Consider the following 23,724-nt stretch of genomic DNA (forward strand, 5'->3'; position numbering starts at 1 on the left):
TATCGGTGAGCGGTCCGGGGATTCGGGCGATGGGTGACGACCGGCAGCGAAGCGAACCTCGGCCGCGGCCGGTCGCGGTGGAACGCCGGTATCTGCCCGCACCCGGAAAGAGGTGGCGCAGCCCGGCGCCGCATGGTCGGTCCCCGGCACCCGGGGCCTAGTCCAGTGCCGTGCGCAGCGTACGGAATACTGCGGCCAATGCGTCCAGCGTGTAGTGCGCGTTGAGACCGCTCGGATTAGGCAGAACCCAGACCTCGGTTCCGCCGAATGTATCCGGCTGCCGGCCCACGGTGGTCCGGGGCCGGGCAAATGCCGTGCGATAGGCCCCCAGACCGAGTACCGCGAGGACCCGCGGACGGTACTCGTGCACTCGCTCGGAGAGGTCGCGGCCACCGTCGCGCAATTCCTGCGCGGTCAGCTCCGCGGCCTTCGCCGTCGTGCGGGGTACGACATTCGTGATACCCAGACCCAGCTCGAGTAATTCGGCCTCCTCGTCGGGGCGCAAGAGGCGAGGCGTGAACCCCGAGCGGAAAAGCGCCGGCCAGAAACGATTACCGGGTCGGGCGAAATGATGACCGGTCGCCCCGGACCACAACCCCGGATTGATACCGCAGAACAACACCCGCAAATCGGGTGCCAGCACATCGGGAACGGTTGTGCCTTCGGCGGCCGCCAGCTCGGCCGGGGAGGGGCGGTACGCAGCGGAACGTGCCATCAGGACAGTCTGCCGCAACCTTGCGGCCGTGCGAGCAGCGCCACCGAGCGGCACCGGTGCGCGCGCTGCCCGGCCGTTCGGTGCAGGAGATGCGCCGGTAGATCAGGGCAGTCCGGGCGACCGCCGGCTCAGCCGAGTCCGAGGCTCTGGCCGTCCACCTCCTGCGGCGGCGACTCCGTAGCGGCCGGGGCGGGGAGTGCGGTATCGGCACCCAGGCCCTTCTCCGCGGCGGCGGTCCGGATCGCGTCCACCACGAGCAATAGCGCGGCCCGGCGGGCCGAATTGGTGCGGTAGGCCAGGGATACGGTCCGGGTGAGGATGTCACCGAGCGCGATGATGTCCACGCCCGGCGGTCGCAGGGCCAGGCCGAGATCCGATACCAGGGTCACGCCCAGACCCGCCGCGACCATCGCCATCGCGGTCGCCTGCTCCTCCACCTCGTGGTCGATCCGCGGCGCGACCCCGGCCGATTGGAACGCCAGCCGCGCCGCCTGCCCGAAATGGGAGCGCGCCGGGGCGAGAATCCACGGGTGTTCGGACAGTTCGGCGAGGGTCACGCTGGCCCCCGGCACCGCCCCGGACGGGACGGCGGCATGGATCCGCTCGACCGCGATCACCGCGCGTTGCAATCCGCGGTCCCAGGCCATCGGGTAGTTCGAGTAGTCGAGGACGAAGGACAGATCGAGTGCGCCGTCGCGTACCGCCGCGGCAGTTGCTTCCGGGGCGAGCTCCCGCGTCCGCACCCTTATCCCCGGATGTGTCCGGGCGAGGGAGGTGAGCGCGTCGGGCATCAGACCGGAGGCCACCGACGCCCACACACCGGCCGTCAGCGTTGCCGATACCGATTCGCCGGCGTCCTCGAGGGCCTGGGTCGCGCGCTCGACCGAGGCCAGGATCTCCTCGGCGTGCTCGGCGAGCAGGACACCGAGATCGGTGAGCTGTACGCGGCGTCCGCGCCGTTCGAACAACCGGGTACCGACATCGCGTTCGAGCTGTGCGAGCTGCTGCGATACCGCCGACGCCGTATAGTGCAGCGCCGTCGCGGCTGCCGTCACCGTGCCGCGTCGATGCAGCTCGCGCAACATTCGCAGGCGAGGGATCGACAAGTCCATACGACGAGCCTAAGCGTTGTGCAGCAACGCTGAACACTGCCGTGTACCAACCGTAAATAGACGCGCGAGCAGGTACGACCGCACAGTTATGGGATCGGGCACACATAGTGGCCGTGGGGACGAAGAAGTCCGGACGGAACATTTGCGCGCCGGGGTTGCCGCATGCGGTAGCGACGGCCGAGCACGAAAAGGAGGTGGTTCATCGTGACGGCGATCGACAACCCTATGGGGGGTACCCAGCATATGACCACGCAAACCTTTCCGGACATTCCCGCGGCAACGGTGGCCGCGCCACCGGTACGCCGGTCCGAACCGTATATGCGTTTGCAGTGGACCGATTCGCTGACGGGCGCGGTCGGCTACCTCGTGGTGCACACCCTGCGCGCGGGCCTGGCCACCGGCGGCACGCGGATGCGGGCCGGATGCAGCTTGCGGGAGGTCGAGGATCTTGCCCGCGGGATGGCCGATAAGACGGCCACATTCGATCTGCCGGTCGGCGGGGCCAAGGGCGGTATCGATTTCGACCCGAAGGATCCACAGGCAATCGGTGTCCTCGAACGGTTCTGCGAGGCCATGCGCCCGTGGCTCGACGCGCATTGGGTGACGGCCGAGGATCTGGGAGTTCCGCAGCATCTGATCGACGAGGTCTTCGAGAAGCTCGGGCTGGGGCAGAGCTACCATGCCGCGATCAGCCGCGCCGGCGACCCGGCCGCGACCCTGGAGCGGGTCCGCAACGGGCTGAACGCGGCAGTGGAGGGCGGGTTCCTGCTGGGTGATGTGATCGGCGGCTACGGGGTCGCGCACGCCTGCCTCGCCGCCGCGGTCTGGCGGGGCCGCGCGCCCGCCGAGACGACAGTGGGGATCCAGGGCATCGGCACCATGGGCGGTGCCGCGGCCTACTACCTGCACGAAGCCGGTATGAAGGTAACCGTGGTGGCCGATGCCGCCGGCGCACTGTACTGCGCGGACGGACTGGATATTCCCGCGCTGCTGGATCTGCGTGACGGTTTCGGTGAGGTCGACCGCACCCGGCTGCCCGAAGGTGTCGAGCAGTTGCCGCGTGCCGCGGTGCTCTCCGCCGAGGTGGATATCCTCGTTCCGGCGGCGATCTCCTACGCGATCACACCGGACAATTCGTTCGATATCCGGGCCCGTGTCATCGTGGAGGCCGCGAATGCGGCGACCACCCCGGAGGCGGAGGCCATGCTCGCCGCCCGCGGCGTCCCGGTGCTTCCGGATTTCGTCGCGAACGCGGGGGCCGTGGCCTGGGCGTGGTGGCTGCTTCTCGGCGAGGTCGACGACAACCCGGACAACTCCTTCGACCGGCTGCGCACCACCATGCACAGCAAGGTCGCGCAGCTGCTGGCCGCGTGGGCCGAGGAGGGGGCCACGCCGCGCGAGGCGGGCCACCGCCTGGCCGACGAACCGGCACCGTCCGCCGCATCGGGTCCGGTAGTCATTCCCTGACAAGCCCAGCAGTAAGGCCCCCGCTGCCCGGTCGCGACGTGAGCCATGTTCTGCCTGGTGGCGATCACCCTGTGCGGTGATCGCCACCAGGCGCGTTCCGCGGCACGCTTTGTGCTCTGTTCTGCCGGAACCTGTCGGTCACCCGGAGTACGCTCGCACGCGCCGGCGTGACGGTGACGACATGGAGGTACGTGATGGACGTACTGCTCGGAATCGGGACGCGCAAGGGATTGTTCCTGGCGCGCAGCAAGGACGGTCGGAAGAACTGGGAGGTCGGTGAGCCCCAGTTCGCCGTGGCCGATGTGAAAGCCTTCGCGATCGATACCCGGCGACCCACGCCGCGTCTGCTCGCGGGCGTATTGGACAGCCATTTCGGCCCCACCATGGTGGTCAGTGACGACTTCGGCGCCACGTGGAGCGAGCCGGACGACGCACCGCTGGCCTTCCCGGAGGACACGGGGGCAGCACTACAGGGTGTCTGGCAGATCGCGCCGGCCACCACGGCGGAACCGGATGTGGTGTACGCGGGCGCCGAACCGGCCGCGCTGTTCCGCTCCACCGACGGCGGCCGGACATTCGAGCTTGTCCGCGGCCTGTGGGAGCATCCGCACCGGCCGGAGTGGATGCCGGGCGGCGGCGGTCTGGCGTTGCATACGATCCTGCCGCATCCGGCCGATACCCAGCGGATGGCGGTGGCCATCTCTACCGGGGGCGTCTATCAGACCACCGACGGCGGATCGTCGTGGCAGCCCACGAACAAAGGTGTCACCGCCGATTTCATGCCGGGTGAACTGCCCGAATGGGGGCAGTGCGTGCACAAGGTCGCACTGGACGCGGATACGCCGAACACCATGTACCTGCAGAACCACGGCGGTGTTTTCCGCAGCACCGACGAGGGGGCGAGCTGGCAATCGATCGACGGTGGGTTACCCGAATCCAATTTCGGGTTCCCGATCGTCGCGCACCCCCGGCGCTCCGGGGTGATCTACACCTTCCCGCTGGTCGCGGATATGGAGCGGTTCCGTTTCCCGCCGGACGCGCGCTGCGCGGTGTATCGCAGCGAAAACGGCGGAGACACCTGGTCCGCGCAGACCGACGGGCTCCCGCAGGATCCGTTCTGGGCGGCGGTTATGCGCGATGCCATGTGCGCCGACAACGCCGACCCGGCGGGTATCTACTTCGGCACCCGCAACGGCGAGGTCTACTGCAGTGCCGACGAGGGCGATCACTGGCAACTCGTCGCCGACAAACTTCCGGACGTGCTGTGCGTACGTGCCGCGGTCGTCGGATAACGCCGTGGCCCGCGTCCGCTTACCGTCCATGTTGCGTACCTACGTCGACGGCGACAAGGAGATCGACGTCGACGGGGCGACGCTCCGCAGCGTTCTGGATGCCGTCCGGGAGCGGTCGCCGGGACTGGAACGCCGGCTTCGCGACGAGAGCGGTCAATTGCGCCGCTACGTGAACTTCTATGTCGGCGACGATGAATGCCGCACCCTCGAGGGGCAGGACACACCGGTGGATGCCGGAACCGAGATCATGATCATTCCGTCGGTCGCCGGCGGGTGAGTGTGCCGAAGGCCCGCGCACTCACTCACTTGCGGGGGTGCGCCGACTCGTCGGGGAGTGGTGGATCGAGGGCGTGCAGTGGGTCGGTGAGTTCACCACACCCGCAGTAGTTCTCGGAAATCCTGCCGAAGTGCACGAGTAGGAGGAGTAATGCGTATCGGCGTGCCGAGGGAACTCAAGGATCACGAGTACCGAGTCGCCATCACCCCTATCGGCGTACACGAGCTGACGAGCCAGGGGCATCAGGTCGATATCGAAAAAGACGCCGGTCTCGGCTCCTCCATCACCGACGACGAATACGCCGCCGCCGGTGCACGGATCGTCGACCGCGCCGAAGATGTCTGGGGCCAGGCCGATCTGGTGCTCAAGGTGAAGGAGCCGATCGCGGCCGAGTACCCGCTGCTGCACGACGGCCTGGTGCTGTTCACCTACCTGCACCTCGCCGCCGACCGCCCGCTCACCGACGCACTCCTCGGCCGGGGTGTTACCGCCATCGCCTACGAAACGGTTCAGCTGCCGTCGGGTGTCCTGCCGCTGCTCTACCCGATGTCGGAGGTCGCGGGCTGTCTGGCACCCCAGGTCGGCGCCCACTCGCTGCTGAAGGCGCAACGCGGGCGCGGGGTGCTGATGGGCGGGGTCGGCGGTGTGGCCAACGCCCGGGTGGTGATCCTCGGCGCGGGGGTCGCCGGTCAGAACGCCGCCAATATCGCCCTGGGGATGGGCGCCGATGTCACGCTGCTCGATACCGACCTCGACAAGCTCCGGATGTCGTTCTGGCGCTACCACAACCGGGTGCACGGGCTCGCGTCCTCCCGCCTGGCCATCGAACAGGAGGTCGAGCAGGCGGATCTGGTGATCGGCGCGGTGCTGATTCCGGGAGCGTCGGCGCCCAAGCTTGTCGGGAACGATCTGGTCGCGCGGATGAAACCTGGCTCCGTACTCGTCGATATCGCCATCGACCAGGGCGGCTGCTTCGAGGATTCGCGGCCGACCACACATTCCGACCCCACTTTCCCGGTGCATGAGTCGACCTTCTATTGCGTGGCGAATATGCCCGGCGCCGTACCGAACACCTCGACCTACGCCCTCACCAACTCGACCCTTCCCTACGTGGTCGCCCTCGCGAACAAAGGCTGGCGCGCGGCCCTGCGCGACGATCCGGTGCTCGCCAAAGGCCTCAACACCTGTGCCGGCGGCATTACCAACGAGCCGGTGGCCGAGGCGCATCGACTCACGCCCGTCGCGCTTTCCGATGCTCTCGACCGGTAGCGGCAGAGCCGAAATGGTCGCGGCCGCGGCCCGACCGGCACGCCGCGACGGCCGGCAGGCACGGATCCGCACGGGACACTGCTTGGGCAGTGGGAGTCCACTGCCCTCGGGCTGTCGTTCGGACAACAGCGTGCCGGCCTGCGAAACTGGGGCGAATACGTACGCCGGATATCGCCGCGTACCTGCTGTCTGCGTCGCCGGTCCGTGGTGCAGGAGCCGGTGGACCCGAGTGAAGTGAGGTGTTCGCCAGATGCCCGCGCCCCGATGGATCGCTCGCGCAAACAAGGCCGGCCTGAACCGGATCACGAAATTCATCGCACCGTGGGCGCCGGGCTGGGCGGTGGTCGTCCATCGCGGCCGCCGCTCCGGCCGGATATTCCGGACCCCGCTGTGGGCCTTCCGCCGCGGCGACGGATATGTGATCGCCTTGACCTACGGCGCCGAATCCGACTGGGTGCGCAATGTTCTCGCCGCCGGTGGTTGCGAACTCGAGTCGCGACGCCGGCGCTACGCGGTCGGCTCGCCGCACGTCTACCGGGACGAGTCCGCCGCCGATATGCCGCCGTACATCCGGTTCATGCTGCGCCGGGTGATCAGAGCGCCGGAATTCCTCCGGGTCGAGGTGATCGCCGAGCGGGGTACCTCGCGGTAGGTCGCCGCCGAGCCACGGGCCTGTGTGGATGCTCTCGTCGGCGCGAGGGGTCGCGGTGCAGGCAGAGCGAGTAGGTGCCGGAGGCGGCGGGTACGGTCGCGGTGAGAACCGGATCCGGCATCCCGATGCCGGCGCACAGACGAGCGAGGTGGACCGTAGTGCTGTCGACGCCCTGGTCGCGGGAGATGGGTTTGCGCGCACCGGTAGTCAACGCCCCGATGGGTGGTGTGGCCGGTGGCCGGCTGGCGGCCGCAGTGACCGCCGCCGGTGGGCTCGGGATGATCGGGATGGGGAGTGCGGGGTCGGTCGACCGGTTGACCGATGAACTGGAATTGCTGGGTGCGGTGCCCGGCCCGTTCGGCATCGGTCTGGTCGACTGGGTGCTGGCCCGGGAGCCGGGCCTGCTCGATACCGCTCTCGCCGCGCGGCCGACGGTGATCTCGGTCGGCTTCACCGACGATTTCGCCTGGGTGCAGCGGCTGCACCGGCACGGTGTCCTGGCGGTGACCCAGGTCTACGACGCGGAACAGGCCCGCCGCGCCGCCGGGGCCGGAGTGGATGTGCTCGTCGCGAGGGGCGCCGAAGGTGGCGGTCACGGGGAGCCACTGCTGGGTACCTTGCCGTTGCTCGATACCGTGCTGGATGCGGTGGAGGTTCCGGTGCTGGCGGCCGGCGGGATCTCCTCCGGCCGGACGCTGGCCGCGGTGCTGGCGGCCGGTGCCGCGGGAGCGTGGCTCGGGACAAGGCTGTCGGTGTGCACCGAGGCGCTCACCCCGGACCGAGCGCGTGCGGCGCTGATTCGTGCGGCGGCCACCGATACCGCCACCACGCGCGTTTTCGATATCGGCCAGCAGCTGCCCTGGCCCGCGCGTTTCCCCTCGCGGGTCCTGCGCAACGATTTCACCGAGCGGTGGGAGCGCAGCGCGGACGACCTGGCCGGGAACCCGGCGGCCCGCGATGAGCTGGCCGCGGCGATGTCGGCCGACGATCCTATGGTGGCCCCGGTCGATGCGGGACAAGGTGTGGGGATGGTGACCGAGAGCGTGCCGGTGGGCCGGGTGATCGACGAATTGTGTTCGACCGCGGAGCATGCGCTGGGCAACTGGTCCGCCCACTGAAACCACTGCGGGAGACCGGTTTCGGCAGCCACCGGGAAATGCATGATCGGGATCCGCGAATGCCCGATCCGGATCCCGTGGATTTCTCCCCTTCCGGGGATGTGCCGCAGCCCATCCTGAGCCGAACCACCACGGCAGCAGTGGCCAGGGCGAAGCGGCGTCGCCGGCTACCGGGTTCTCATCGGCCCGTGCCGGATCCGGGCGCGATCAGCAGGTCACGTAGACATCGGCGGCCGACTCGAACGAGACGTGGACGTGGTCGTAGTGGTTCTGGGTCGGGCTGCCGCGGTCTTCCATATACGACCATCCGCTGCCGTCGTTGTACTGCTGCTGCCAGATCACGTAGGACACGCCGAAACGCTCTTTGTTGGCGAGGACGAAATCGGCGATGGCGTCGCCGTTCGCGGGATCGGAGGTCATGAAATCGAGGGCCAGGCCCGCGCCGTGCTCGCCGTCGTAGCGGCCGTTGGCTCCGCCGATATCGGCGATCCCGAAGGTTTGGCCGATCAGGTTGCCCACCTGCGCCACATGCGGCTGTGCTCCGGCAAGTTCTGTGGAACAGGCAATCGGGGGAGGCGGCGGGGGCGCGAAGCGCTTCAGGTACCTGGCCGGCTCGCGGGGCTTGTCGACCGCCGCGACGGCCTCGGCCGATGGCGGCGCCGGAGCCGGCGGGGTTTCCGACGCGGCGCCCATGCCGGCCGCGGGTGCTGCCTGCGTATCCGCCGCCACCGCGGTGGCTTGCGGGGTCGGGGCAGGGCGGGCCATTACCGACAGCGCGATGACGGCCGTTGCCGCGACCGTGCTCCCGGCTAGCGGAGCGATCTTCCGGGCTCGGGCCGGTTTGCGATGTTGACCAGGCATGATGGTGACTACTCGTAACGCTCGGAGACAAGATCACTGTTAGATTACGAAATGGTCGCGGCAAAGTCACGGCAACGCGCTGGCGTACTCGAGTCATCGCCCGGGCTCGCGTGGCAAAGGCACAGGTGGGCGCGCCGCCCCGGCCGAGGCGGGGTAATTCGTGTCCCGCGGACCGGCCGTTCATGGCTACCGGCCCGCCGGGTTTATCGGGGTGGTGGCAGGTGGCCCGAAACCGGCAGTGCATGCCTGTCCGGGTCCGCAACGAGAATTCCGGCCCCACCCCCGCCGCCGCGAGGAGACAATCGTCGGACCGCCGGAGGTCCGCAGACGGCTCTCGCGGGCGTACTGTACGCACGATCCGTAGGAGGACCATGTTCGTCCCGTTCAGTGTCGCCGATTTCCTCGACCGCGCCGAAACCGTGTACGGCGACCGCATCGGTGTGGTCGACGAACCCACGCAGCCGGCGCCCGGCCAGGGCTCGCTGACCTACGCCGAGATCGCCGGACTCGCCCGCAGGCAGGCCGCCCGGCTCGACGAACTCGGTATCGGAGCCGGTGAACGGGTCGCGATCGTCAGCCATAATTCGAGCCGATTGCTGACCTCCTTCTTCGGTGTCAGCGGCTGGGGCCGGGTTCTGGTGCCGATCAATTTCCGCCTGCGCCCGGACGAAGTGCGCTACATCGTCCAGGATTCCGGTGCCCGCGTCCTGTACGTGGACCCCGAGCTCGCGGAGGCACTGGCCGGGATCGAATGCGAACACACATTCGTGCTGGGTTCCGACAGCGACCTCTACGCGCCCCCGGGGTCGGTCCCGCGGCCGTGGGAACCCGACGAATCCGCCACCGCCGCCATCAACTACACCTCCGGCACCACCGCGCGCCCGAAGGGGGTGCAGATCACCCACCGCAATATCTGGGTCAACGCCGTCACCTTCGGACTGCACGCCACGATCAGCGACCGCGACGTCTACCTGCACACCCTGCCGATGTTCCACGCCAACGGCTGGGGCCAGCCGTTCGCGATGACCGGTGTCGGCGCCCGGCATATCGTCCTGCGCAAAATCGACGGCGCCGAGATCCTGCGACGGGTCCGCGATCACGGCGTCACGGTGATGTGCGCGGCCCCCGCGGTCGCGGCCGCCGTCCTCGACGCCGCGCAGACCTGGGAGGGCGAGATCCCCGGCCGCGATCGGGTGCGGATCATCATGGCCGGTGCGCCGCCGCCGACGAAAACCGTTGCCCGCGTCGAACAGGAACTCGGCTGGGAGTTCATCCAGATCTACGGCCTCACCGAAACCTCTCCGCTGCTCACCGTCAACCGCACCCGGGCGGAATGGGACGATCTCGATCCCGAAGCCAAGGCGGCGAAGCTGACCCGCGCCGGCGCCCCGGCGCTCGGTGTCCGGCTGCGGATCGAGGAATCGGAAGAAGGCGCGGGGGAGGTGCTGGCCCGGTCGAATGTGGTGATGGACGGCTATTGGGGACGACCGGAGGAAAGTGCGGCGGTGCTGGACGGCGGATGGTTCCGCACCGGCGACGGGGGTGAGATCGGCGACGACGGCTACCTGACCATCGCCGATCGCAAGAAGGATGTGATCATCACCGGCGGCGAGAACGTCTCTTCGATCGAAGTCGAGGACTGCCTGTTCTCCCATCCCGCCGTTGCCGAGGTGGCGGTGATCGCGGTGCCGAGCGAGAAATGGGGCGAGACGATCAAAGCGCTGGTCGTGCTCGACCCCGACGCGGCGCCGGACAGCGCGACCGAATCGGATCTGATCGCCTGGTGCAAAGAACGGCTGGCCGGCTACAAGGCGCCGACCTCGGTCGAGTTCCGGGACGAACTGGCTCGCACCGCGACCGGCAAGCTGCAGAAATTCAAACTGCGCGAGCCGTATTGGAGCGACCGGGACCGTCAGGTCAGCTGATATCCGCCGGAATTCCGGCCGGCCGATCAGCGGCGGTGCGCGACGACCAGGCTCTGGCGTGCCGCATGGGCGAATCGGTCCATCGGGCCGTCGCCGGGCGGTGGTAGGTCACGGTGGTAGGAGTGGGCGCGCTCGTAGGTGTCGTACGCGCGCGCGTCCCAGCCGTGCCGGTGCAGCCACGGTTCGGCCGCGTCCGCTACTCCGCCGCCGTGCCACAGTGCGGTCATCTCGGTCCGGGCCTCGCCGGAGAGTGCCTGCCCGAGCAGTGTGACCGCCTCCGCGCTGACGAACTCGATCGCCAATCGACTGCCCGCGGTGGATCGGCTGCCGACGGTCGCGAGCAGCCGATCGTTCTGCGCGTGGTCCAAGTAGGGGAGCAGTCCTTCGATCAACCACGCCGAGGGTGCCGCCGGGTCGAATCCCGTCTCGATCAGCGCGTGCGCCCAGTCCTCGCGGAGGTCGGTCGCGACCGGTATCCGACGGCACGACGGCCGCGCTCCGCGGTCGTCCAGGACACGCTGTTTGAAGGTGAGTACGGCCGGGCTGTCCAGCTCGTACACCGTGACTTGCGTGGGCAGGCCGAGCCGGAACGCGCGGGTGTCGAGCCCGGCCGCGAGGATCACCACCTGCCGTAGTTCGCGGGCAGCGTCGACGAGGTAATCGTCGAAGAACCGAGTGCGGATGGATGCATAACCGCCGAACGACGCCGATTCCGGCGCATCGGAATCGGGCGGGCCGGTCACGCCGGGCATCTCGAATCCGCTCGCCGCCACGAAATCGGCCGCGTACGGATCGCTGAACAGGCGGTCCGCCCGCTCGGACTCGGCGGCGCGGGCGGCGGCGACGATCAAGGCGGTGCGCCCGACTCCGGTGGGTGAATCACCAGGGGAACTGCCGGCGGGATCCGAGGCATCGGTGGTCACCAGATGAGCCTAGGATCTCCCGGCCGCGCCGACGGGGAGGGCGCGGCGCGGGTATACCGGTCCGAGACGTCGCGGACGCGTTCGCGGCAGCCCACGAAAAGTCCGGCCGCGTCGACGGGCTGCCGCCGGCTGCGCCCGGCCGGCTCCTTCGTCGCCCAGGTGCTGTACGGCAACCTTCATCCCGGGCCACTCGGCGAATGTGTCAGCGAGTCCGTCCGCTCCATCCGGTCGGCCGTATCGAGCGGGATCGGCTCGAACATTGCGGGTTCGTCCTCGGGAAACAGCGCGGTGGGGCCGTAGATCCAGTCGGTGAACGAGTAGTCGTCGCTCTCCCGCGCCCGCAGCAGCACGTTCCGTTGCGCACGTTTGCGGCCGTCGAGATGCCATAGTTCGCCCCAGACCCGGGCCGTCAGGACCACCCGGCGGCAGTGTTGCGGGCGCACCGCCTCGTACGCGGCGAGCGCACCGGTCCAGTCGACGCCGCCGCCGGTGCCGCGCAACCGTTTCGCGTGTTCGGCGAGTACCCAGCCGTCCTCGATCGCCATGATCGCGCCCTGGGCCATGTACTGCAGTGGGGGATGGGCCGCGTCGCCGAGCAGTGCGATGCGGCCGTCCACCCAGGTGCCGATCGGGTCGCGGTCGTACATACGCCACCATTTGTCCCGCCACATATGCGGTAGCCGCTGCTGGACGAAATCGCAGGTCTCGGTGAACGCGGTATCGAGTTCGGCGGGAGTTCCCCAGTCGTCGAGCCCGGCCCGCGCCCTGGGCGATTCGAACACCGCGACCTGGTTGAGCAGATCGCCGCCACGCAGGCCGTAATGGACGAAATGGCAGCGCGGGCCGACATAGACGGCCACCTCGGAGAGGCCGACCGGTTGATCGACCTCGGTGATCCGCACAGTACCGCGATAGGCGACATATGCGGAGGACACCGGTTCATCGTCGACGAACAGTTTCCGGGCGACCGAGTGCAGTCCGTCGGCGGCCAGTACGACCGCTGCCTCGTGGATGGTCCCGGTATCGGTTGTCGCGGCCGCCTTGCCGGAATCCTGTGTGTAGGACACCACTCGCTGCTCGGTGAGCAGTTCGACGCCGGCGTCCCGGCACGCGTCCAGGAACAGGGCGTGCAGATCGCTGCGGTGGATGACCAGGTACGGGAAGCCGTATTTCCGTTCGAGATCGCGCAGGTCGAGCGCGGTCAGTTCGCTTCCGTCGACCGCGTCGCGCATCACCATCCGGTCCGGAACCACGCCACGGGCTTTCACCGCATCGAGCAGACCGTAGTCGTCGAGGATGCGGGTGCAGTTGGGCGCGAGCTGAATACCCGCGCCGACCTCGCCGAATTCCTTCGACCGCTCGAGGACCCGCACTCGCAGGCCGAGCCGGGACAAGGCGAAAGCGGTACTCAGTCCGCCGATTCCGCCGCCGACGACGGCGACGTCCGGGGTGCTCATAGTGCAGCCCTCCTCTACAGCCAGGGGCCGAGGTCTGCGACGCCGGCGAGCGAATGGGGACGACCGGCGAGATAGGCGGCCACCTCCGGCAGCGGCCCGCCGGGTACCTCACCGAGACCGCGTTTGGTCCGGATATCGGCGACCAGTGCGGTCAGGAAATCATCGGGAAGATCCGCGAAGGTGGTGCCCGTGCCGAGGTCGACGGCATGGACACACACTTCGCGCGCCCGCAGCCACGGGATCTCCGTGGCCGGGACGGTCCGGCCCTGGGCGGTGACGACTTCGGTGCGCCACTGCTCGCCGGTCAGGGCGGCCATGGCGGCGCCCAGCTCGTGTACCGACGCGTCGAGCCACGTCACCAGTTCGGTGGCGGGGCGTTGTGCGCCGGATTCGATATCGGTATTGCGCTGCTCGGCCGAGGTATACATGGGCGTGCGCTCACCGGTCCGCGCCCAGCGCACCAGGTTGCCGAGGGCGTCCCCGTTGGCGGCCACATGTGCCACCACATGCTTGCGGGTCCAGCCGGGCAGCATGCTCGGCTGCGCTGTCTGCTGTTCGCCCAATCGCGCGACTTGCGCCGTGAACAGCGCCGTTCCGTGCGCGACCCACCTCAGCGAATCGGCGTGCGTCCGTGCGCTCACGACGCTTTCACGACCCGGTTGGTGCACGCCCCGAGGCCCGCGATCCGCGTGACGACGGTTTCGCCGCCGACGAGATAGACCTTGGGGTCGCGGGCATGGCCGACCCCGGCCGGAGTGCCGGTGGCGATCATATCGCCGGGGTTGAGCCGGATAACGGTCGAAACGTATTGCACGAGGTGCACCGGATCGAACAGCAGCGTGCCCGTATCGTCGCGCTGCATGACCTCGCCGTCGACGAGTGTCTCGACCTCGAGCGCCGGCCGGACCCCACCGACCTCGTCGGGAGTGACGACATAGGGACCGACCGGGGTGGAGGAGTCCCAGATCTTGCCCTGCGTCCATTCGATCGTCCGGAACTGCCAGTCCCGCACCGAAATATCGTTCATCACGGTGAAGCCCGCGATGGCGTCGGCGGCCTGTGCCTCGGTGGCCCGGCGAACCGGTTCACCGATCACGACCACCAGCTCGACCTCCCAGTCGAAAGCCTCCGTTTCGCCGGGTTTCACGATCGGATCGTTCGGTCCGATGAGGCTGTCGGCGAACTTCGGGAAAAGGGTCGGGTAGCTGGGTAGTTCGCGACCCATCTCCTTGATGTGATTCGTGTAGTTGTGCCCGACGCAGATCACCTTCGACGGGTTCGGCACCACCGGGGCCAGATCGGCGCCTTCGGCGGGCCAGGTCGCGCCGGTTGCGGTCGCGGCGATCGTGGCCCAACCGTCCTGGGCGAACAGGGCGCCGACGTCGGGGTAGCCGAGGTCGACGAGGGTGTCACCGTCGAGACGGACCGCGCGGGTGCCGCCGTCGACGCGGAGGGTGGCGAGTTTCATCGGATGATCTCCTGACGGTTGAGCTGGAGGGCCTCGAACACGGGGGTGTCCGAGAAACGGAAGAGGTCGAGCGCGCCGGAATCGGAATCGGTGCCACCGGCTTCGGATAGGGCGGAAAAGGGTTCCCAGGAAGGGACGACGAACAGATCGCCGCGGGTGACCGACCAGGATTTCTCGCCCACGGTCACCGTGCCGGAACCGTCGAACACCTGGTAGACCGCGGATCCGGTCTCGCGGACCGGGGCGGTTTCCGTGCCGCGGGCGATCCGGTGGAACTCCGCGCGGATCGTCGGCAGAACGTCGGTCCCGTTGTGCGGGTTCGTGAACCGCACGGCGGCGTGCCCGGGTTCGACGGTGCCGCCGTACCCTTCCTTCTCCAGCAGCAGCTGATCGTTGAGTGCGGCATCGGTGTGCTCCCACTTGTAGGCCAGCAGCGGTGATCCCGGCGCCACCTCACCCACCGACAACGGCCGTAACCCCGGATGCCCCCACAGCCGCTCCGACCGTGACCGCTCCGGCGTGACCCGCTCCGCCGCGCTGATCTCTTCCCGCCCGAACTGGAAGAACTGCGATTCCATGAGGTACTGGAACGGAATATCGAGGCCGTCGATCCAGGCCATCGGCTCCGACGTCGCATTGTGGTGCGCATGCCAATTCCAGCCCGCCTGCGGCAGGAAATCCCCGCGCCGCATGGGTACCGCGTCACCGTTCGAGACATCCCCGCTGCCGCCGACCACGGTCCACACACCCGACCCCTCGACCACGAACCGGAAGGCGTGCTGGGTGTGGCGGTGCTCGGGCGCGTCCTCACCCGGCATCAGATACTGGATCGCCGCCCACAATGTCGGGGTCGCGAACGGCCGGCCGCCGAGCGCCGGGTTCGCCAACGCGATCGCCCGCCGCTCCCCGCCGCGGCCGACGGGCACGATATCGCCGGCCTTCGCCGCCAGGCGGAGCAGATTTTCCCACCGCCAGACATGGGGGACCGCCCGCGAACGGGGATGCGCCGGCATGAGATCGCCGATCTCGGTCCACAGCGGAACAGCAGCTCCTGCTCGAACCCGCGATACAGCTCCTCGAGGGCAGGGGTCACATCCGGCTGATTCGGCGCGGCCACCGCCCGCAGCCGGACGGGAGTGTCAGTCGTGCTCATATCGCCTACAGTGGCGTGCGTCGAGTCAGCAGAACATCAAATTCTGGAGAGCAGAACGCGCGGATGGGTAACACGGAACCGAAGAACCCGCCGGCGTACGTCGTGACCAGCGCCGACCACGCGCTGCGGGCTGCGGTGATGCTGCAACTCGAAGGTGGGTTGACGGTCAGTCAGGTCGCGGAACGTCTCGGGGTGGCGCGGTCGACAGCGCACCGGCTGCTGCAGACACTGGTGTACCGGGACTTCGCCGTGCAGGACGAGCAGCGGAAGTACCACCCGGGGCCGGTGCTCGAACTCGCCGCCCATTCGCAGTCGCACACCTCGCGATTGCGGGCCGTCGCGCTACCGCATCTGCAGCGGCTCGTCGACCTGGTGGGGGAGTCGGCGAACCTGACGATCCGCACCGGGGATACCACGCGATTCATCGCCAGCGTGGAATGCCGGCAGGCGCTGCGCGTGGGGTCCCGGGAAGGGATGGTGTTTCCCGCGCATCGCACCACCGCGGGCCTGGTGTTGCTCGCGGACCTCGCGCCGGGCGAGGTGGAAGAACTCTACGACGAACAGCGGTTCGCGGAGCGGGCAGACGAAAGACCTGATCTGCCGAGCCTGCGCGCCCAGCTGGGCCGGGTGCGCCGCGCGGGTTTCGCCCTCAACAACGGGCTGTCCGAGCGCGGGGTGGTCGCGGTGGGTGTTCCGGTGCGGGATGCGGCCGGTGTCGCGGTGGCGGGTCTGTCGGTCTCGATGCCCTCGATCCGCTACGACCGGAATCGGCTGGCGACTCTCGTCGCCACCCTCCACCGCGCCGCCGGCGCGATCGAAGCCGATCGAACCGGCGACTGACAACCGCCGGCCGGGATCGATCCGGCGAGCCCCCGGTATCGCGGCCTGCTGTCATCGCGCTGGGGCTGTTCACCGGTCAGGTGCCGGGCTGGGCCCCGCGGAGTAGTGGACAGATCGGATCTGCGACATGATCCGGTCCACGAGCTGGTCGAGCCGGTGCTGGTGTGTACCTGCCCAGTAGACCCGGTCGCAGCCGGTGCACCGCCGGAAGGTGTGGTGCTCGAGGCGGGTGCGCGGTGGGAGCCGATCGATGATATCGGCCTTCGCGACGTCGACCAGGGGTGCGCCGCAGCGCAGGCACCGGGTGAGCGGGGCCAGCCGGCGGGACAGATCGAGGCGGTCGATGACCTCCACGGTCTGCTCGACCGGGAGATCGGCGCGAACGAAGAGCCCGTGGGTGACGATCCGGCGGGCGAGCAGGCCGCGGTCCCGGGTGAGCAGGATGCGATGGTCGTCCGCGGAGATTTCGGCCAGGTAGGCGTCGCCGGCGTCGAATTCGCAGCGGACGTCGAGACCCATCAGGCGCAGGAGTCGCGCGGCGCCACCGAGGTTGACGTCGGCGAGCAACCGCGGTTCGCGCAGCGGGGCGGGGCGCACCCGGGTGAGCGGGGCGATATCGAGGCTTTCGAATACGGGGTAGACGGCAAGTCGGTCGCCGGGGCGCGGGCGGTACCCGAAATCGACGGATTCGCCGTTCACCAGCAGCAGGTCGACCTCGGTGTGCGGGATACCCGCTGCCTCGACAACATCCTTCACGGTCTGATGCGACCGGACGGGCCGCCGCAGCACTGAGAAGCGGGATCGAGGGGGCAGGAAATCGTTCAGTTCGGCGTAGACGCGAACCTCCAGGCTGCCGTGACCGTCGGGGCTCGCGTCGGCGGGAGTGTGCATGATCTGCCCCGTATCGGTGTCGAGTCCACTCGAAACCCTGCGCAACCTCGCAGTTTACTCCCGCCCGTCGCTGCCGGTCGCTATCGCCGCCATCCACCACACCGTCGCCGCCGCCAGGGGACCGGGCCACGGTGTCGTGCGACTGTCGGCATGGCCGCCGATCAGCGGAGTTCGTCTTCCGCGGCGGCGAGCGCGGCGAATTCCTCGTCGGGCGAGCCGGCGACCAGCCGCTTCCGGCTGTACAGGCCGAAATAGAGCATGAACAGCGCGAACACGATAAGGCAGCCGAAGGCTGCGGTGGAATCCACCAGGAAGGTCGCGATCACCGACAGCACGGCGATCACGAGCGCGACGCTTGCGGTGACGAGGCCGCCTGGGGTTCGGTACGGCCGTTCCATACCCGGTTCGCGAATCCTGAGCACGATATGACTGACCATCATCAGCACATAGCTCGAGGCCGCGCCGAATACGGCCATATTGAGCAGTGTCGCACCGTTACCGAAGATCGACAGCACGAAACCGGCGACACCCGGCACGACCAATGCCGCCGCGGGCACCTTGCGCCCGTTGGTGATCGACAGCGCACGCGGTAGATACCCGGCGCGCGACAGTGCGAAGAGCTGCCGTGAATAGGCGTAGATGATGGAGAAGAAACTGGCCACCAGACCGGCCAGGCCGATGTAGTTCACCACGGTTGCCGCGGTACCCGAACCGAGCGCTTCGACAAGCGGATTACCGGACGCCTGCATCGCCGCCGCGCCACCGGCGCCCGGCACGAGGACCAGCACCACCGCCCCGGTCACGACCAAGACCGTCATGGCCGCAATAATTCCCCGCGGCACATTGCGCGCGGGATCCCGTGCTTCCTCCGCGGCGAGCGGGACCCCCTCGACGGCGAGGAAGAACCAGATGGCGAAGGGCAGCGCCGACCAGATCCCCAGGTAGCCGAACGGCAGGAACTCGCTGGCGCCCGCGGCATCCGAGTCCGGGGCGATATCGGTCAGGTTCGACCAGGAGAAGCTGCCGATACTCGCGACCGCGAAGATCACGAGGCCGGCCAGGGCGATCGCGGTGATGACGAACATGACCTTCAGCGCTTCACCGACACCGGCCAGATGGATGCCGACGAAGAGTGCGTAGACGGCGAGATAGACCCACCATCCGTCGACAATCCCGAACAATCCCAGGGATTCGACATACGCGCCGATGAACGTGGCGATCGCGGCGGGCGCGATCGAGTACTCGATCAGCACCGCCGTTCCGGTCGCGAACCCGCCCCACGGGCCCAGCGCCCGGCGAGCGAAGGTATAGCCGCCCCCCGCCGTCGGCAGCGCGGCCGACATCTCCGCCATACTCAACACCATCGCGCCGTACATGGCGGCGATCACGACCGTGGCAACGGCCAGGCCACCGAACCCGCCCTCCGCCAATCCGAAATTCCATCCGGAGTAGTCCCCGCTGACCACATAACCGACGCCGAGCCCTGCCAGCAGCACCCACCCCGCCGTGCCGGCGCGCAACGTCCTCTTGCCGAGGTATTCGTGGTCGATCCCGGAACCGGGCTCGCCGGGTTTGGTGAGGCTCATGGTATTTCTCCCCTGAACGATGCTGCCCGACCGGATTCGACTCCGTTGAGTGGACACACGACACCTGGACAGCGTGAGAGTAATGATCCGGTATTTCCCCACGCTTGCGTGCGTGTTTCGGACACGGGAGGCTCGCCACTTCGGCAACTACGCTTACGGTCGCCGCCGGAGTGGCGACCGTGGCCGCTCCACCCGACCTGCGAATGGAGTGCCATGGACCCGAGCGCGAGCACTGCGCGGACCATCGTGTCCAGCGAACCGGGTTCGTTCGCGTGGGGTGTGCTCACCCACCGGCATCCCGCCATCATCGAACAGGTCGGCGAAGCACACCCCTACCCGCCCGACATTCGGCGCCGCCTCGACGCGCTGCGCGAACACATCACGGGAACCGTGCAGCCGTTGCCCGACGGTAGTGCCGGTAAATCGCGATGGGACCGATGGGGGAGCGAGATGTACGGGCAGCGGTGGCTCGACGTCCCGTTCCTCTGGGCCGAAAGCTACTTTTATCATTTGCTGCTGGATGCGGTCGGCTACTTCGGGTCCGGCCCGTGGCGGGGTATCGACCCGTTCACCCGTAAGCGGGCCGAACTCGGGGACCCTGCGCTCGATACCGAGCTGTCGGCGGCGGCCGGGACCGGCGACCGACCATCGCGGGAGCATCTGATCGCGCTTCTGCACGCCGCGCTGTGGGGGAATCGGGCGGACCTCGGGTTCCGGCTGTCCGGTTCCCCGGCGACCGACCACGAGGCATCCGGCAGAATTCTCGACGACCGATCCACCCAGGTGGCCGACTACCTCGAGACCCACTCCACGGGAACCCTGTGCCTGATAGCCGACAACGCCGGCCGGGAACTGATCCCCGACCTGTTCCTCATCGATCACCTGCTGGGACTGCACTCCGACCTCACCATCGACCTGCACCTCAAACCGCGGCCCTACTACGTCTCGGACGCCACCACCGCCGACTTGCTGGCGACTCTCGAGCGTCTCGCGGGCATTGCCGGGACGGCGCGCACCACCGCCGTCCGGCTGGATTCCGCACTCAGGACGGGCCGTCTGCGGGTCCGGGCCCACGAGTTCTACTGCGCGCCCCTGTCTTTTCACCACCTGCCCGGCGATCTGCGTGCCGACCTCGCCGGAGCCGACGCGGTGATTCTCAAAGGCGACCTCAACTACCGGCGACTCGTCGGAGACTGCCACCGGCCGGCCGCGACCTCGTTCACCGCACTCACGCAATACTTCCCGACCCGTGTGATCGCCTTGCGCACCCTCAAATGCGAGGTTGCCGCGGGTATCGACCCCGGGATCGTCACCGAACTAGAGGCGACCGAACCGGACTGGCGGGTCAGCGGTTCACACGGCGTCGTGCAAATGAGCGCAGCGCCGGCCGGGTAGGCAAGCAGTGCCCGATCAGACCTGACACCGCCGTCGATACACGGACCCCCGACGAATATCGGAATATCGCCGGTGGTGCTGAATCTTGCTGATGCCGGTCCACGACCATAACCTGGCAACAAGTCGGATCGGTGTCACTTATTCGTGCTGCGGCACTGTTTTGGCATTGAAGCGCGCTTTCTTCTGGCGGTTCCCGCACGTGTTCATCTCACACCATTTTCGGGTGCGACTTTGGCTGGTATCGAAGAAAGCGGCTCGGCAGGTCGGCGATGCGCACAGGGCCAATCTGCCGTCGCGTTCGCCGGCGAGGATGCCGATCGCGTCGGCAGCGATCACGCTCAGGGCATCTTCTACGCAGGAGGCAGCGCTGAGTTGCCAGTGGCGGTTGCCTTCGGGGGTGAGGATGGCTGCCGCCCGGCCCTGAATACTGCAGGCATTGATGACTCGGACAGCGGCCACTGGGAGCGGGTCCCGGATGGCAGCCGCTGTCGCGGCGGCGTGAATTGATTCCCGCAGCTGCCGGGCGAGTTCGAGCTGCGCGGGGGTGCAGGAATCCACGGCGAGGCCGTTCACTGCCAGCCAGTCGACGAGTCGCTGCGGCGTGGGGATGCGCTCCACAGCGTTGCCGCAACGTTCCGTCAGAGTCGCCGTGAAGCTGGTCGCCAGCACACTACCGAGGCGAAAGTCAGGAAACCGATCGGGCATGGAACCACCTTAGCCGGTTGCCTGTGGATATGAAGACATGTTAGAACCGTCTCAGCCGGTTCGCATCGCGGCCGGTTCGGTGACAGTCAAGGAGGTCTCATGTCCCGCTCAGCCGGCGACGTGCACGCATTCGAAGCTCACGCAACCGACGCCGACCTCGCCGATCTGCGTGCGCGACTGGCCGCGGCACGGCTACCGGAGACCGAGACGGTCTACCGCGCCGCGCCCGACCCGCGCCGATGGGACCAGGGCGTGCCACTCGCCGACCTCGTCGATGTCGTGAACTATTGGCGCACCGAGTACGATTGGCGGCCTTTCGAAGAGCGCCTCAACCGGATCGGCCAGTACCGCACGACCATCGACGATCTGGGAATCCACTTCCTGCACCGCCGGTCCGCGCGTGCAGACGCCACCCCGCTGCTCATGACGCACGGCTGGCCCGACAGTATTGTCCGGTTCATCGACGTCGTCGACGAGCTGGCAAATCCGGAAGACCCGACCACGCCGGCATTCCACGTGGTGGTCCCGTCACTACCGGGCTTCGGCTACAGCGATAAGCCGGCGACCACCGGTTGGGGAACCGAAAAGATCGCCGCCGCCTGGGTGGAACTGATGGGAAGGCTCGGCTACCGCGAATTCGTCGCCCACGGCGGCGACTGGGGAGGCAATATCACCTCCGTCCTCGCCGGCAGGTTCCCGGACCGGCTACTCGGTATCCACACAACGTTCGCGGAGGCGCCGCCCGGGTTGTCCACGGACGGTCTGACGGCGGTCGAGCGCCAGTGGGCCGAGGAAACCCGCGATTTCTGGGGCCGGCGCGCAGCATATGCGAAACTGCAGGCGACCCGGCCACAAACCATCGGCTACTCGCTCGTCGACTCGCCAGTAGGCCTTCTCGCCTGGATCCTCGACAAGTTCGCCGAATGGTCCGATACCGAAGACAGCCCGTTCGAGACGATTTCCAGAGACCGCATCCTCGACAACGTCACCCTCTATTGGCTGACGGGGACGGGCGCGTCGGCGGCCCGCATCTACTACGAAAGCCACAACTCGTTCGACCCCGCACTCCGAATCGACGTCCCGGCAGCCATCACCGCGTATCCCCGCGACGTCGAGAAGTGCCCGCGCCCTTGGGCGCAGCAGCGGTACCGGCATATCGTCCGATGGAGCACGCCCGAAACCGGGGGACATTTCCCGTCGCTGGAAGTTCCCGAGTATTTCGTCGAGGACCTGCAAGAAGGTCTCGCGGCAGTGCTGGCCGCCGCTCGGTGAAAGCGGCTGGGGTGCCGCGACTCGGAATGGGGCTTCAGCGGGCATCGACCTCGACGATCATGTCTCGGAGTATGTAGCCACCGATTGCGTCGTTGGAACCGACTCGGGGCGGGGAGTGCATGCGGACCCCGGGCATGGCGAGCAGTTTGCTGAGGAAGATATCGGTCTCGACGATCGCGATCGTCGCTCCGGGGCACTTGTGTGCGCCGTCGCCGAACGATAGCGCCGGAGCGGTGGCATCGGTGCGAGATCGGTTGGGGCATACCGCCAACGGGTTCGTGCCGACCGCGGCCCGATCGGTGTTGGTGGCGGCGATATCGATATCGATGAGCTGCCCGGGTCCGACAGTCACCGATTCGCCCGCGCCGCCGGGGAGTTCGACGGGTGCTGTGGTGCGGCGCAGGAGGTGCGCGACAACAGGTTCGAGCCGGAGAATTTCGTGCAGGATGGCGAGGCGCTCCGGTTCCGCGGCGGCGCGGTAGTGGTCCCGGAGGGACTGGTCGGTGAACAGGTGCCAGGCGGCAACGGTGATGAATTCGCGGGTGGTGACCATTCCCGCCGCGGCGAAAGTGATACATTCGCCGAGGATTTCGACCGAGGAACAGCCTTCGTCGAGCAGATGCGAGATCAGGTCGTCCCGGCGCCGGGCGCGGCGGGCGCGCACCGCCGGTCGCACATCGCTGAGGAAGATACTCGACCAGTTCCGCGCTTGCCGCCACACCCAGTAGAGGCCGTCGACGCTGGTGAATCCCGGTGAGCCGAACTCCTCGGGAAAGAACCTCTCTAACCGCCGAGTCAGCCCGGGGCGACTCTCGGTGAGGCCGATCACCGAGCACACCACGCCGATGGCGAGGCCGAAGCCGAGATCCGTGAGATCCGCACGGCCGGTGTCGCGAAGGTGGGCCAGCTGTTCGTCGGCCAGGCTGTCGATGAAACCCCGATACGATTCGTCGACCCGGCGGGGCGTGAAGAATCGCGCGGTCTGGCGCCGATGCTCCCGATGCTCCGGCCCGTCCCGGTACAACACCGGACGCCGGATGCGTGCGGGCAGATTGTCGAGCGTTTCCACTCCCAGCCCGGCCTGGACGGTGTCGGGGCTGCGCAATGCGGCGCGGGCAGCGGCGTAATCGCGGACGAGCCATATTCCGTCGGCGGTCCGGGTGACCGGGCAGCCGCCCGCCTCCCCTTCGCGATCGATCTTGCGTGCGTCGGTGCTGTCTGTCGGCATGATCCCGGTCCTCTTCGTCGGCGCGCGATATCGGGCGGTTCGCTTGTCCGGCAGTTCCGGCGCGGTAGCGGCCGCGTCCACCTCCTCGCTCAAATAATGTTGCGCCAGAGCGGCTTCG

At 68.1% G+C, this 23,724-nt stretch carries 21 protein-coding genes and 1 pseudogene; 10 read left to right on the forward strand and 12 right to left on the reverse strand.

All coding sequences use genetic code 11. The annotated features are described in order from the left end of the window. Positions 1 to 157 precede the first annotated feature (157 nt). Positions 158 to 715 carry a G/U mismatch-specific DNA glycosylase gene (gene mug / locus ACFWPH_RS25580; protein ID WP_378754647.1) on the reverse strand — a complete coding sequence of 186 codons (558 nt, stop codon included), beginning with the start codon at positions 713 to 715 and terminating at the stop codon, positions 158 to 160. A gap of 128 nt (positions 716 to 843) precedes the next feature. After that, positions 844 to 1,827, reverse strand: a complete 984-nt coding sequence (locus ACFWPH_RS25585) for a LysR substrate-binding domain-containing protein (protein ID WP_378754648.1) — start codon at positions 1,825 to 1,827, stop codon at positions 844 to 846. A 243-nt stretch (positions 1,828 to 2,070) separates the two neighbouring features. Here ACFWPH_RS25585 and ACFWPH_RS25590 point away from each other — a divergent pair, with 243 nt between their 5' ends. The 6 genes from ACFWPH_RS25590 to ACFWPH_RS25615 all read left to right on the forward strand — a co-directional run bounded on the left by ACFWPH_RS25590 (position 2,071) and on the right by ACFWPH_RS25615 (position 7,902). Continuing rightward, positions 2,071 to 3,294, forward strand: a complete 1,224-nt coding sequence (locus ACFWPH_RS25590; protein WP_378754801.1) for a Glu/Leu/Phe/Val dehydrogenase dimerization domain-containing protein — start codon at positions 2,071 to 2,073, stop codon at positions 3,292 to 3,294. Between the two features lie 194 nt (positions 3,295 to 3,488). Continuing rightward, a complete protein-coding gene (locus ACFWPH_RS25595; RefSeq protein ID WP_378754649.1) occupies positions 3,489 to 4,586 on the forward strand; it encodes a WD40/YVTN/BNR-like repeat-containing protein in 1,098 nt (365 codons plus the stop codon). A 28-nt stretch (positions 4,587 to 4,614) separates the two neighbouring features. After that, the gene (locus ACFWPH_RS25600; RefSeq protein WP_378754650.1) at positions 4,615 to 4,863 is read left to right on the forward strand and encodes a MoaD/ThiS family protein; all 249 of its coding nucleotides are present in this window, start codon (positions 4,615 to 4,617) and stop codon (positions 4,861 to 4,863) included. Positions 4,864 to 5,013: 150 nt separating this feature from the next. After that, positions 5,014 to 6,132, forward strand: coding sequence for an alanine dehydrogenase (gene ald / locus ACFWPH_RS25605; protein ID WP_378754651.1), 1,119 nt, complete (start codon positions 5,014 to 5,016; stop codon positions 6,130 to 6,132). A gap of 250 nt (positions 6,133 to 6,382) precedes the next feature. Beyond that, positions 6,383 to 6,784, forward strand: a complete 402-nt coding sequence (locus ACFWPH_RS25610; protein ID WP_378754652.1) for a nitroreductase family deazaflavin-dependent oxidoreductase — start codon at positions 6,383 to 6,385, stop codon at positions 6,782 to 6,784. Positions 6,785 to 6,942: 158 nt separating this feature from the next. Further along, positions 6,943 to 7,902, forward strand: a complete 960-nt coding sequence (locus tag ACFWPH_RS25615; protein WP_378754653.1) for an NAD(P)H-dependent flavin oxidoreductase — start codon at positions 6,943 to 6,945, stop codon at positions 7,900 to 7,902. A gap of 207 nt (positions 7,903 to 8,109) precedes the next feature. Here ACFWPH_RS25615 and ACFWPH_RS25620 read toward each other — a convergent pair whose 3' ends face one another. Beyond that, positions 8,110 to 8,763: a hypothetical protein gene (locus ACFWPH_RS25620; RefSeq protein WP_378754654.1), complete on the reverse strand. Its 654-nt coding sequence runs from the start codon at positions 8,761 to 8,763 to the stop codon at positions 8,110 to 8,112. Positions 8,764 to 9,134: 371 nt separating this feature from the next. On the opposite strand from ACFWPH_RS25620, the gene ACFWPH_RS25625 reads away from it, so the two are divergent. Then, positions 9,135 to 10,688, forward strand: coding sequence for an AMP-binding protein (locus ACFWPH_RS25625; protein ID WP_378754655.1), 1,554 nt, complete (start codon positions 9,135 to 9,137; stop codon positions 10,686 to 10,688). 26 nt (positions 10,689 to 10,714) lie between these two features. Here ACFWPH_RS25625 and ACFWPH_RS25630 read toward each other — a convergent pair whose 3' ends face one another. The 5 genes and pseudogenes from ACFWPH_RS25630 to ACFWPH_RS25650 all read right to left on the reverse strand — a co-directional run bounded on the left by ACFWPH_RS25630 (position 10,715) and on the right by ACFWPH_RS25650 (position 15,689). Continuing rightward, complete coding sequence (locus ACFWPH_RS25630; protein ID WP_378754656.1) at positions 10,715 to 11,611, reverse strand: SAM-dependent methyltransferase; 897 nt, start codon at positions 11,609 to 11,611, stop codon at positions 10,715 to 10,717. Positions 11,612 to 11,787: 176 nt separating this feature from the next. Then, entirely contained in the window at positions 11,788 to 13,068 is a 1,281-nt protein-coding gene (locus tag ACFWPH_RS25635) for an FAD-dependent oxidoreductase (RefSeq protein ID WP_378754657.1), read from the reverse strand. A gap of 14 nt (positions 13,069 to 13,082) precedes the next feature. Beyond that, positions 13,083 to 13,709, reverse strand: coding sequence for a maleylpyruvate isomerase family mycothiol-dependent enzyme (locus ACFWPH_RS25640; protein ID WP_378754658.1), 627 nt, complete (start codon positions 13,707 to 13,709; stop codon positions 13,083 to 13,085). Further along, a complete protein-coding gene (locus ACFWPH_RS25645) occupies positions 13,706 to 14,536 on the reverse strand; it encodes a fumarylacetoacetate hydrolase family protein (protein ID WP_378754659.1) in 831 nt (276 codons plus the stop codon). Before ACFWPH_RS25645 ends, ACFWPH_RS25640 begins: the two co-directional genes overlap by 4 nt. Continuing rightward, a pseudogene (locus ACFWPH_RS25650) lies at positions 14,533 to 15,689 on the reverse strand (cupin domain-containing protein). Before ACFWPH_RS25650 ends, ACFWPH_RS25645 begins: the two are co-directional and overlap by 4 nt. Before the next feature lie 63 nt (positions 15,690 to 15,752). On the opposite strand from ACFWPH_RS25650, the gene ACFWPH_RS25655 reads away from it, so the two are divergent. After that, positions 15,753 to 16,529, forward strand: coding sequence for an IclR family transcriptional regulator (locus ACFWPH_RS25655; protein ID WP_378754660.1), 777 nt, complete (start codon positions 15,753 to 15,755; stop codon positions 16,527 to 16,529). Positions 16,530 to 16,598: 69 nt separating this feature from the next. Here ACFWPH_RS25655 and ACFWPH_RS25660 read toward each other — a convergent pair whose 3' ends face one another. Beyond that, positions 16,599 to 17,420 carry a Mut7-C RNAse domain-containing protein gene (locus ACFWPH_RS25660; protein WP_378754802.1) on the reverse strand — a complete coding sequence of 274 codons (822 nt, stop codon included), beginning with the start codon at positions 17,418 to 17,420 and terminating at the stop codon, positions 16,599 to 16,601. A gap of 161 nt (positions 17,421 to 17,581) precedes the next feature. After that, positions 17,582 to 19,006, reverse strand: coding sequence for an ethanolamine permease (gene eat / locus ACFWPH_RS25665; protein WP_378754661.1), 1,425 nt, complete (start codon positions 19,004 to 19,006; stop codon positions 17,582 to 17,584). A gap of 213 nt (positions 19,007 to 19,219) precedes the next feature. On the opposite strand from eat, the gene ACFWPH_RS25670 reads away from it, so the two are divergent. After that, positions 19,220 to 20,401, forward strand: coding sequence for a damage-control phosphatase ARMT1 family protein (locus ACFWPH_RS25670; RefSeq protein ID WP_378754662.1), 1,182 nt, complete (start codon positions 19,220 to 19,222; stop codon positions 20,399 to 20,401). Positions 20,402 to 20,539: 138 nt separating this feature from the next. Here the strand turns inward: ACFWPH_RS25670 and ACFWPH_RS25675 are convergent, their stop codons facing one another. Beyond that, on the reverse strand, positions 20,540 to 21,106 hold the full coding sequence (locus ACFWPH_RS25675) for a CGNR zinc finger domain-containing protein (protein WP_378754663.1): 567 nt from the start codon (positions 21,104 to 21,106) through the stop codon (positions 20,540 to 20,542). A 99-nt stretch (positions 21,107 to 21,205) separates the two neighbouring features. Between ACFWPH_RS25675 and ACFWPH_RS25680 the strand changes: the two genes are divergently transcribed. Next, positions 21,206 to 22,378, forward strand: coding sequence for an epoxide hydrolase family protein (locus tag ACFWPH_RS25680; RefSeq protein ID WP_378754664.1), 1,173 nt, complete (start codon positions 21,206 to 21,208; stop codon positions 22,376 to 22,378). 34 nt (positions 22,379 to 22,412) lie between these two features. On the opposite strand, the gene ACFWPH_RS25685 is transcribed toward ACFWPH_RS25680, so the two are convergent. Then, a complete protein-coding gene (locus tag ACFWPH_RS25685) occupies positions 22,413 to 23,606 on the reverse strand; it encodes a cytochrome P450 (RefSeq protein ID WP_378754665.1) in 1,194 nt (397 codons plus the stop codon). Positions 23,607 to 23,724 lie beyond the last annotated feature (118 nt).

The organism is Nocardia sp. NPDC058499 (assembly GCF_042719915.1).
GTDB lineage: Bacteria > Actinomycetota > Actinomycetes > Mycobacteriales > Mycobacteriaceae > Nocardia.

What these genes read in the sequence shown, in the direction of transcription:
- mug (WP_378754647.1), bottom strand. Translation starts at nt 715, where the DNA reads ATGGCACGTTCCGCTGCGTACCGCCCCTCCCCGGCCGAGCTGGCGGCC.
- ACFWPH_RS25585 (WP_378754648.1), bottom strand. Translation starts at nt 1,827, where the DNA reads ATGGACTTGTCGATCCCTCGCCTGCGAATGTTGCGCGAGCTGCATCGA.
- ACFWPH_RS25590 (WP_378754801.1), top strand. Translation starts at nt 2,071, where the DNA reads ATGACCACGCAAACCTTTCCGGACATTCCCGCGGCAACGGTGGCCGCG.
- ACFWPH_RS25595 (WP_378754649.1), top strand. Translation starts at nt 3,489, where the DNA reads ATGGACGTACTGCTCGGAATCGGGACGCGCAAGGGATTGTTCCTGGCG.
- ACFWPH_RS25600 (WP_378754650.1), top strand. Translation starts at nt 4,615, where the DNA reads ATGTTGCGTACCTACGTCGACGGCGACAAGGAGATCGACGTCGACGGG.
- ald (WP_378754651.1), top strand. Translation starts at nt 5,014, where the DNA reads ATGCGTATCGGCGTGCCGAGGGAACTCAAGGATCACGAGTACCGAGTC.
- ACFWPH_RS25610 (WP_378754652.1), top strand. Translation starts at nt 6,383, where the DNA reads ATGCCCGCGCCCCGATGGATCGCTCGCGCAAACAAGGCCGGCCTGAAC.
- ACFWPH_RS25620 (WP_378754654.1), bottom strand. Translation starts at nt 8,763, where the DNA reads ATGCCTGGTCAACATCGCAAACCGGCCCGAGCCCGGAAGATCGCTCCG.
- ACFWPH_RS25625 (WP_378754655.1), top strand. Translation starts at nt 9,135, where the DNA reads ATGTTCGTCCCGTTCAGTGTCGCCGATTTCCTCGACCGCGCCGAAACC.
- ACFWPH_RS25635 (WP_378754657.1), bottom strand. Translation starts at nt 13,068, where the DNA reads ATGAGCACCCCGGACGTCGCCGTCGTCGGCGGCGGAATCGGCGGACTG.
- ACFWPH_RS25645 (WP_378754659.1), bottom strand. Translation starts at nt 14,536, where the DNA reads ATGAAACTCGCCACCCTCCGCGTCGACGGCGGCACCCGCGCGGTCCGT.
- ACFWPH_RS25655 (WP_378754660.1), top strand. Translation starts at nt 15,753, where the DNA reads ATGGGTAACACGGAACCGAAGAACCCGCCGGCGTACGTCGTGACCAGC.
- ACFWPH_RS25660 (WP_378754802.1), bottom strand. Translation starts at nt 17,420, where the DNA reads ATGCACACTCCCGCCGACGCGAGCCCCGACGGTCACGGCAGCCTGGAG.
- eat (WP_378754661.1), bottom strand. Translation starts at nt 19,006, where the DNA reads ATGAGCCTCACCAAACCCGGCGAGCCCGGTTCCGGGATCGACCACGAA.
- ACFWPH_RS25670 (WP_378754662.1), top strand. Translation starts at nt 19,220, where the DNA reads ATGGACCCGAGCGCGAGCACTGCGCGGACCATCGTGTCCAGCGAACCG.
- ACFWPH_RS25675 (WP_378754663.1), bottom strand. Translation starts at nt 21,106, where the DNA reads ATGCCCGATCGGTTTCCTGACTTTCGCCTCGGTAGTGTGCTGGCGACC.
- ACFWPH_RS25680 (WP_378754664.1), top strand. Translation starts at nt 21,206, where the DNA reads ATGTCCCGCTCAGCCGGCGACGTGCACGCATTCGAAGCTCACGCAACC.
- ACFWPH_RS25685 (WP_378754665.1), bottom strand. Translation starts at nt 23,606, where the DNA reads ATGCCGACAGACAGCACCGACGCACGCAAGATCGATCGCGAAGGGGAG.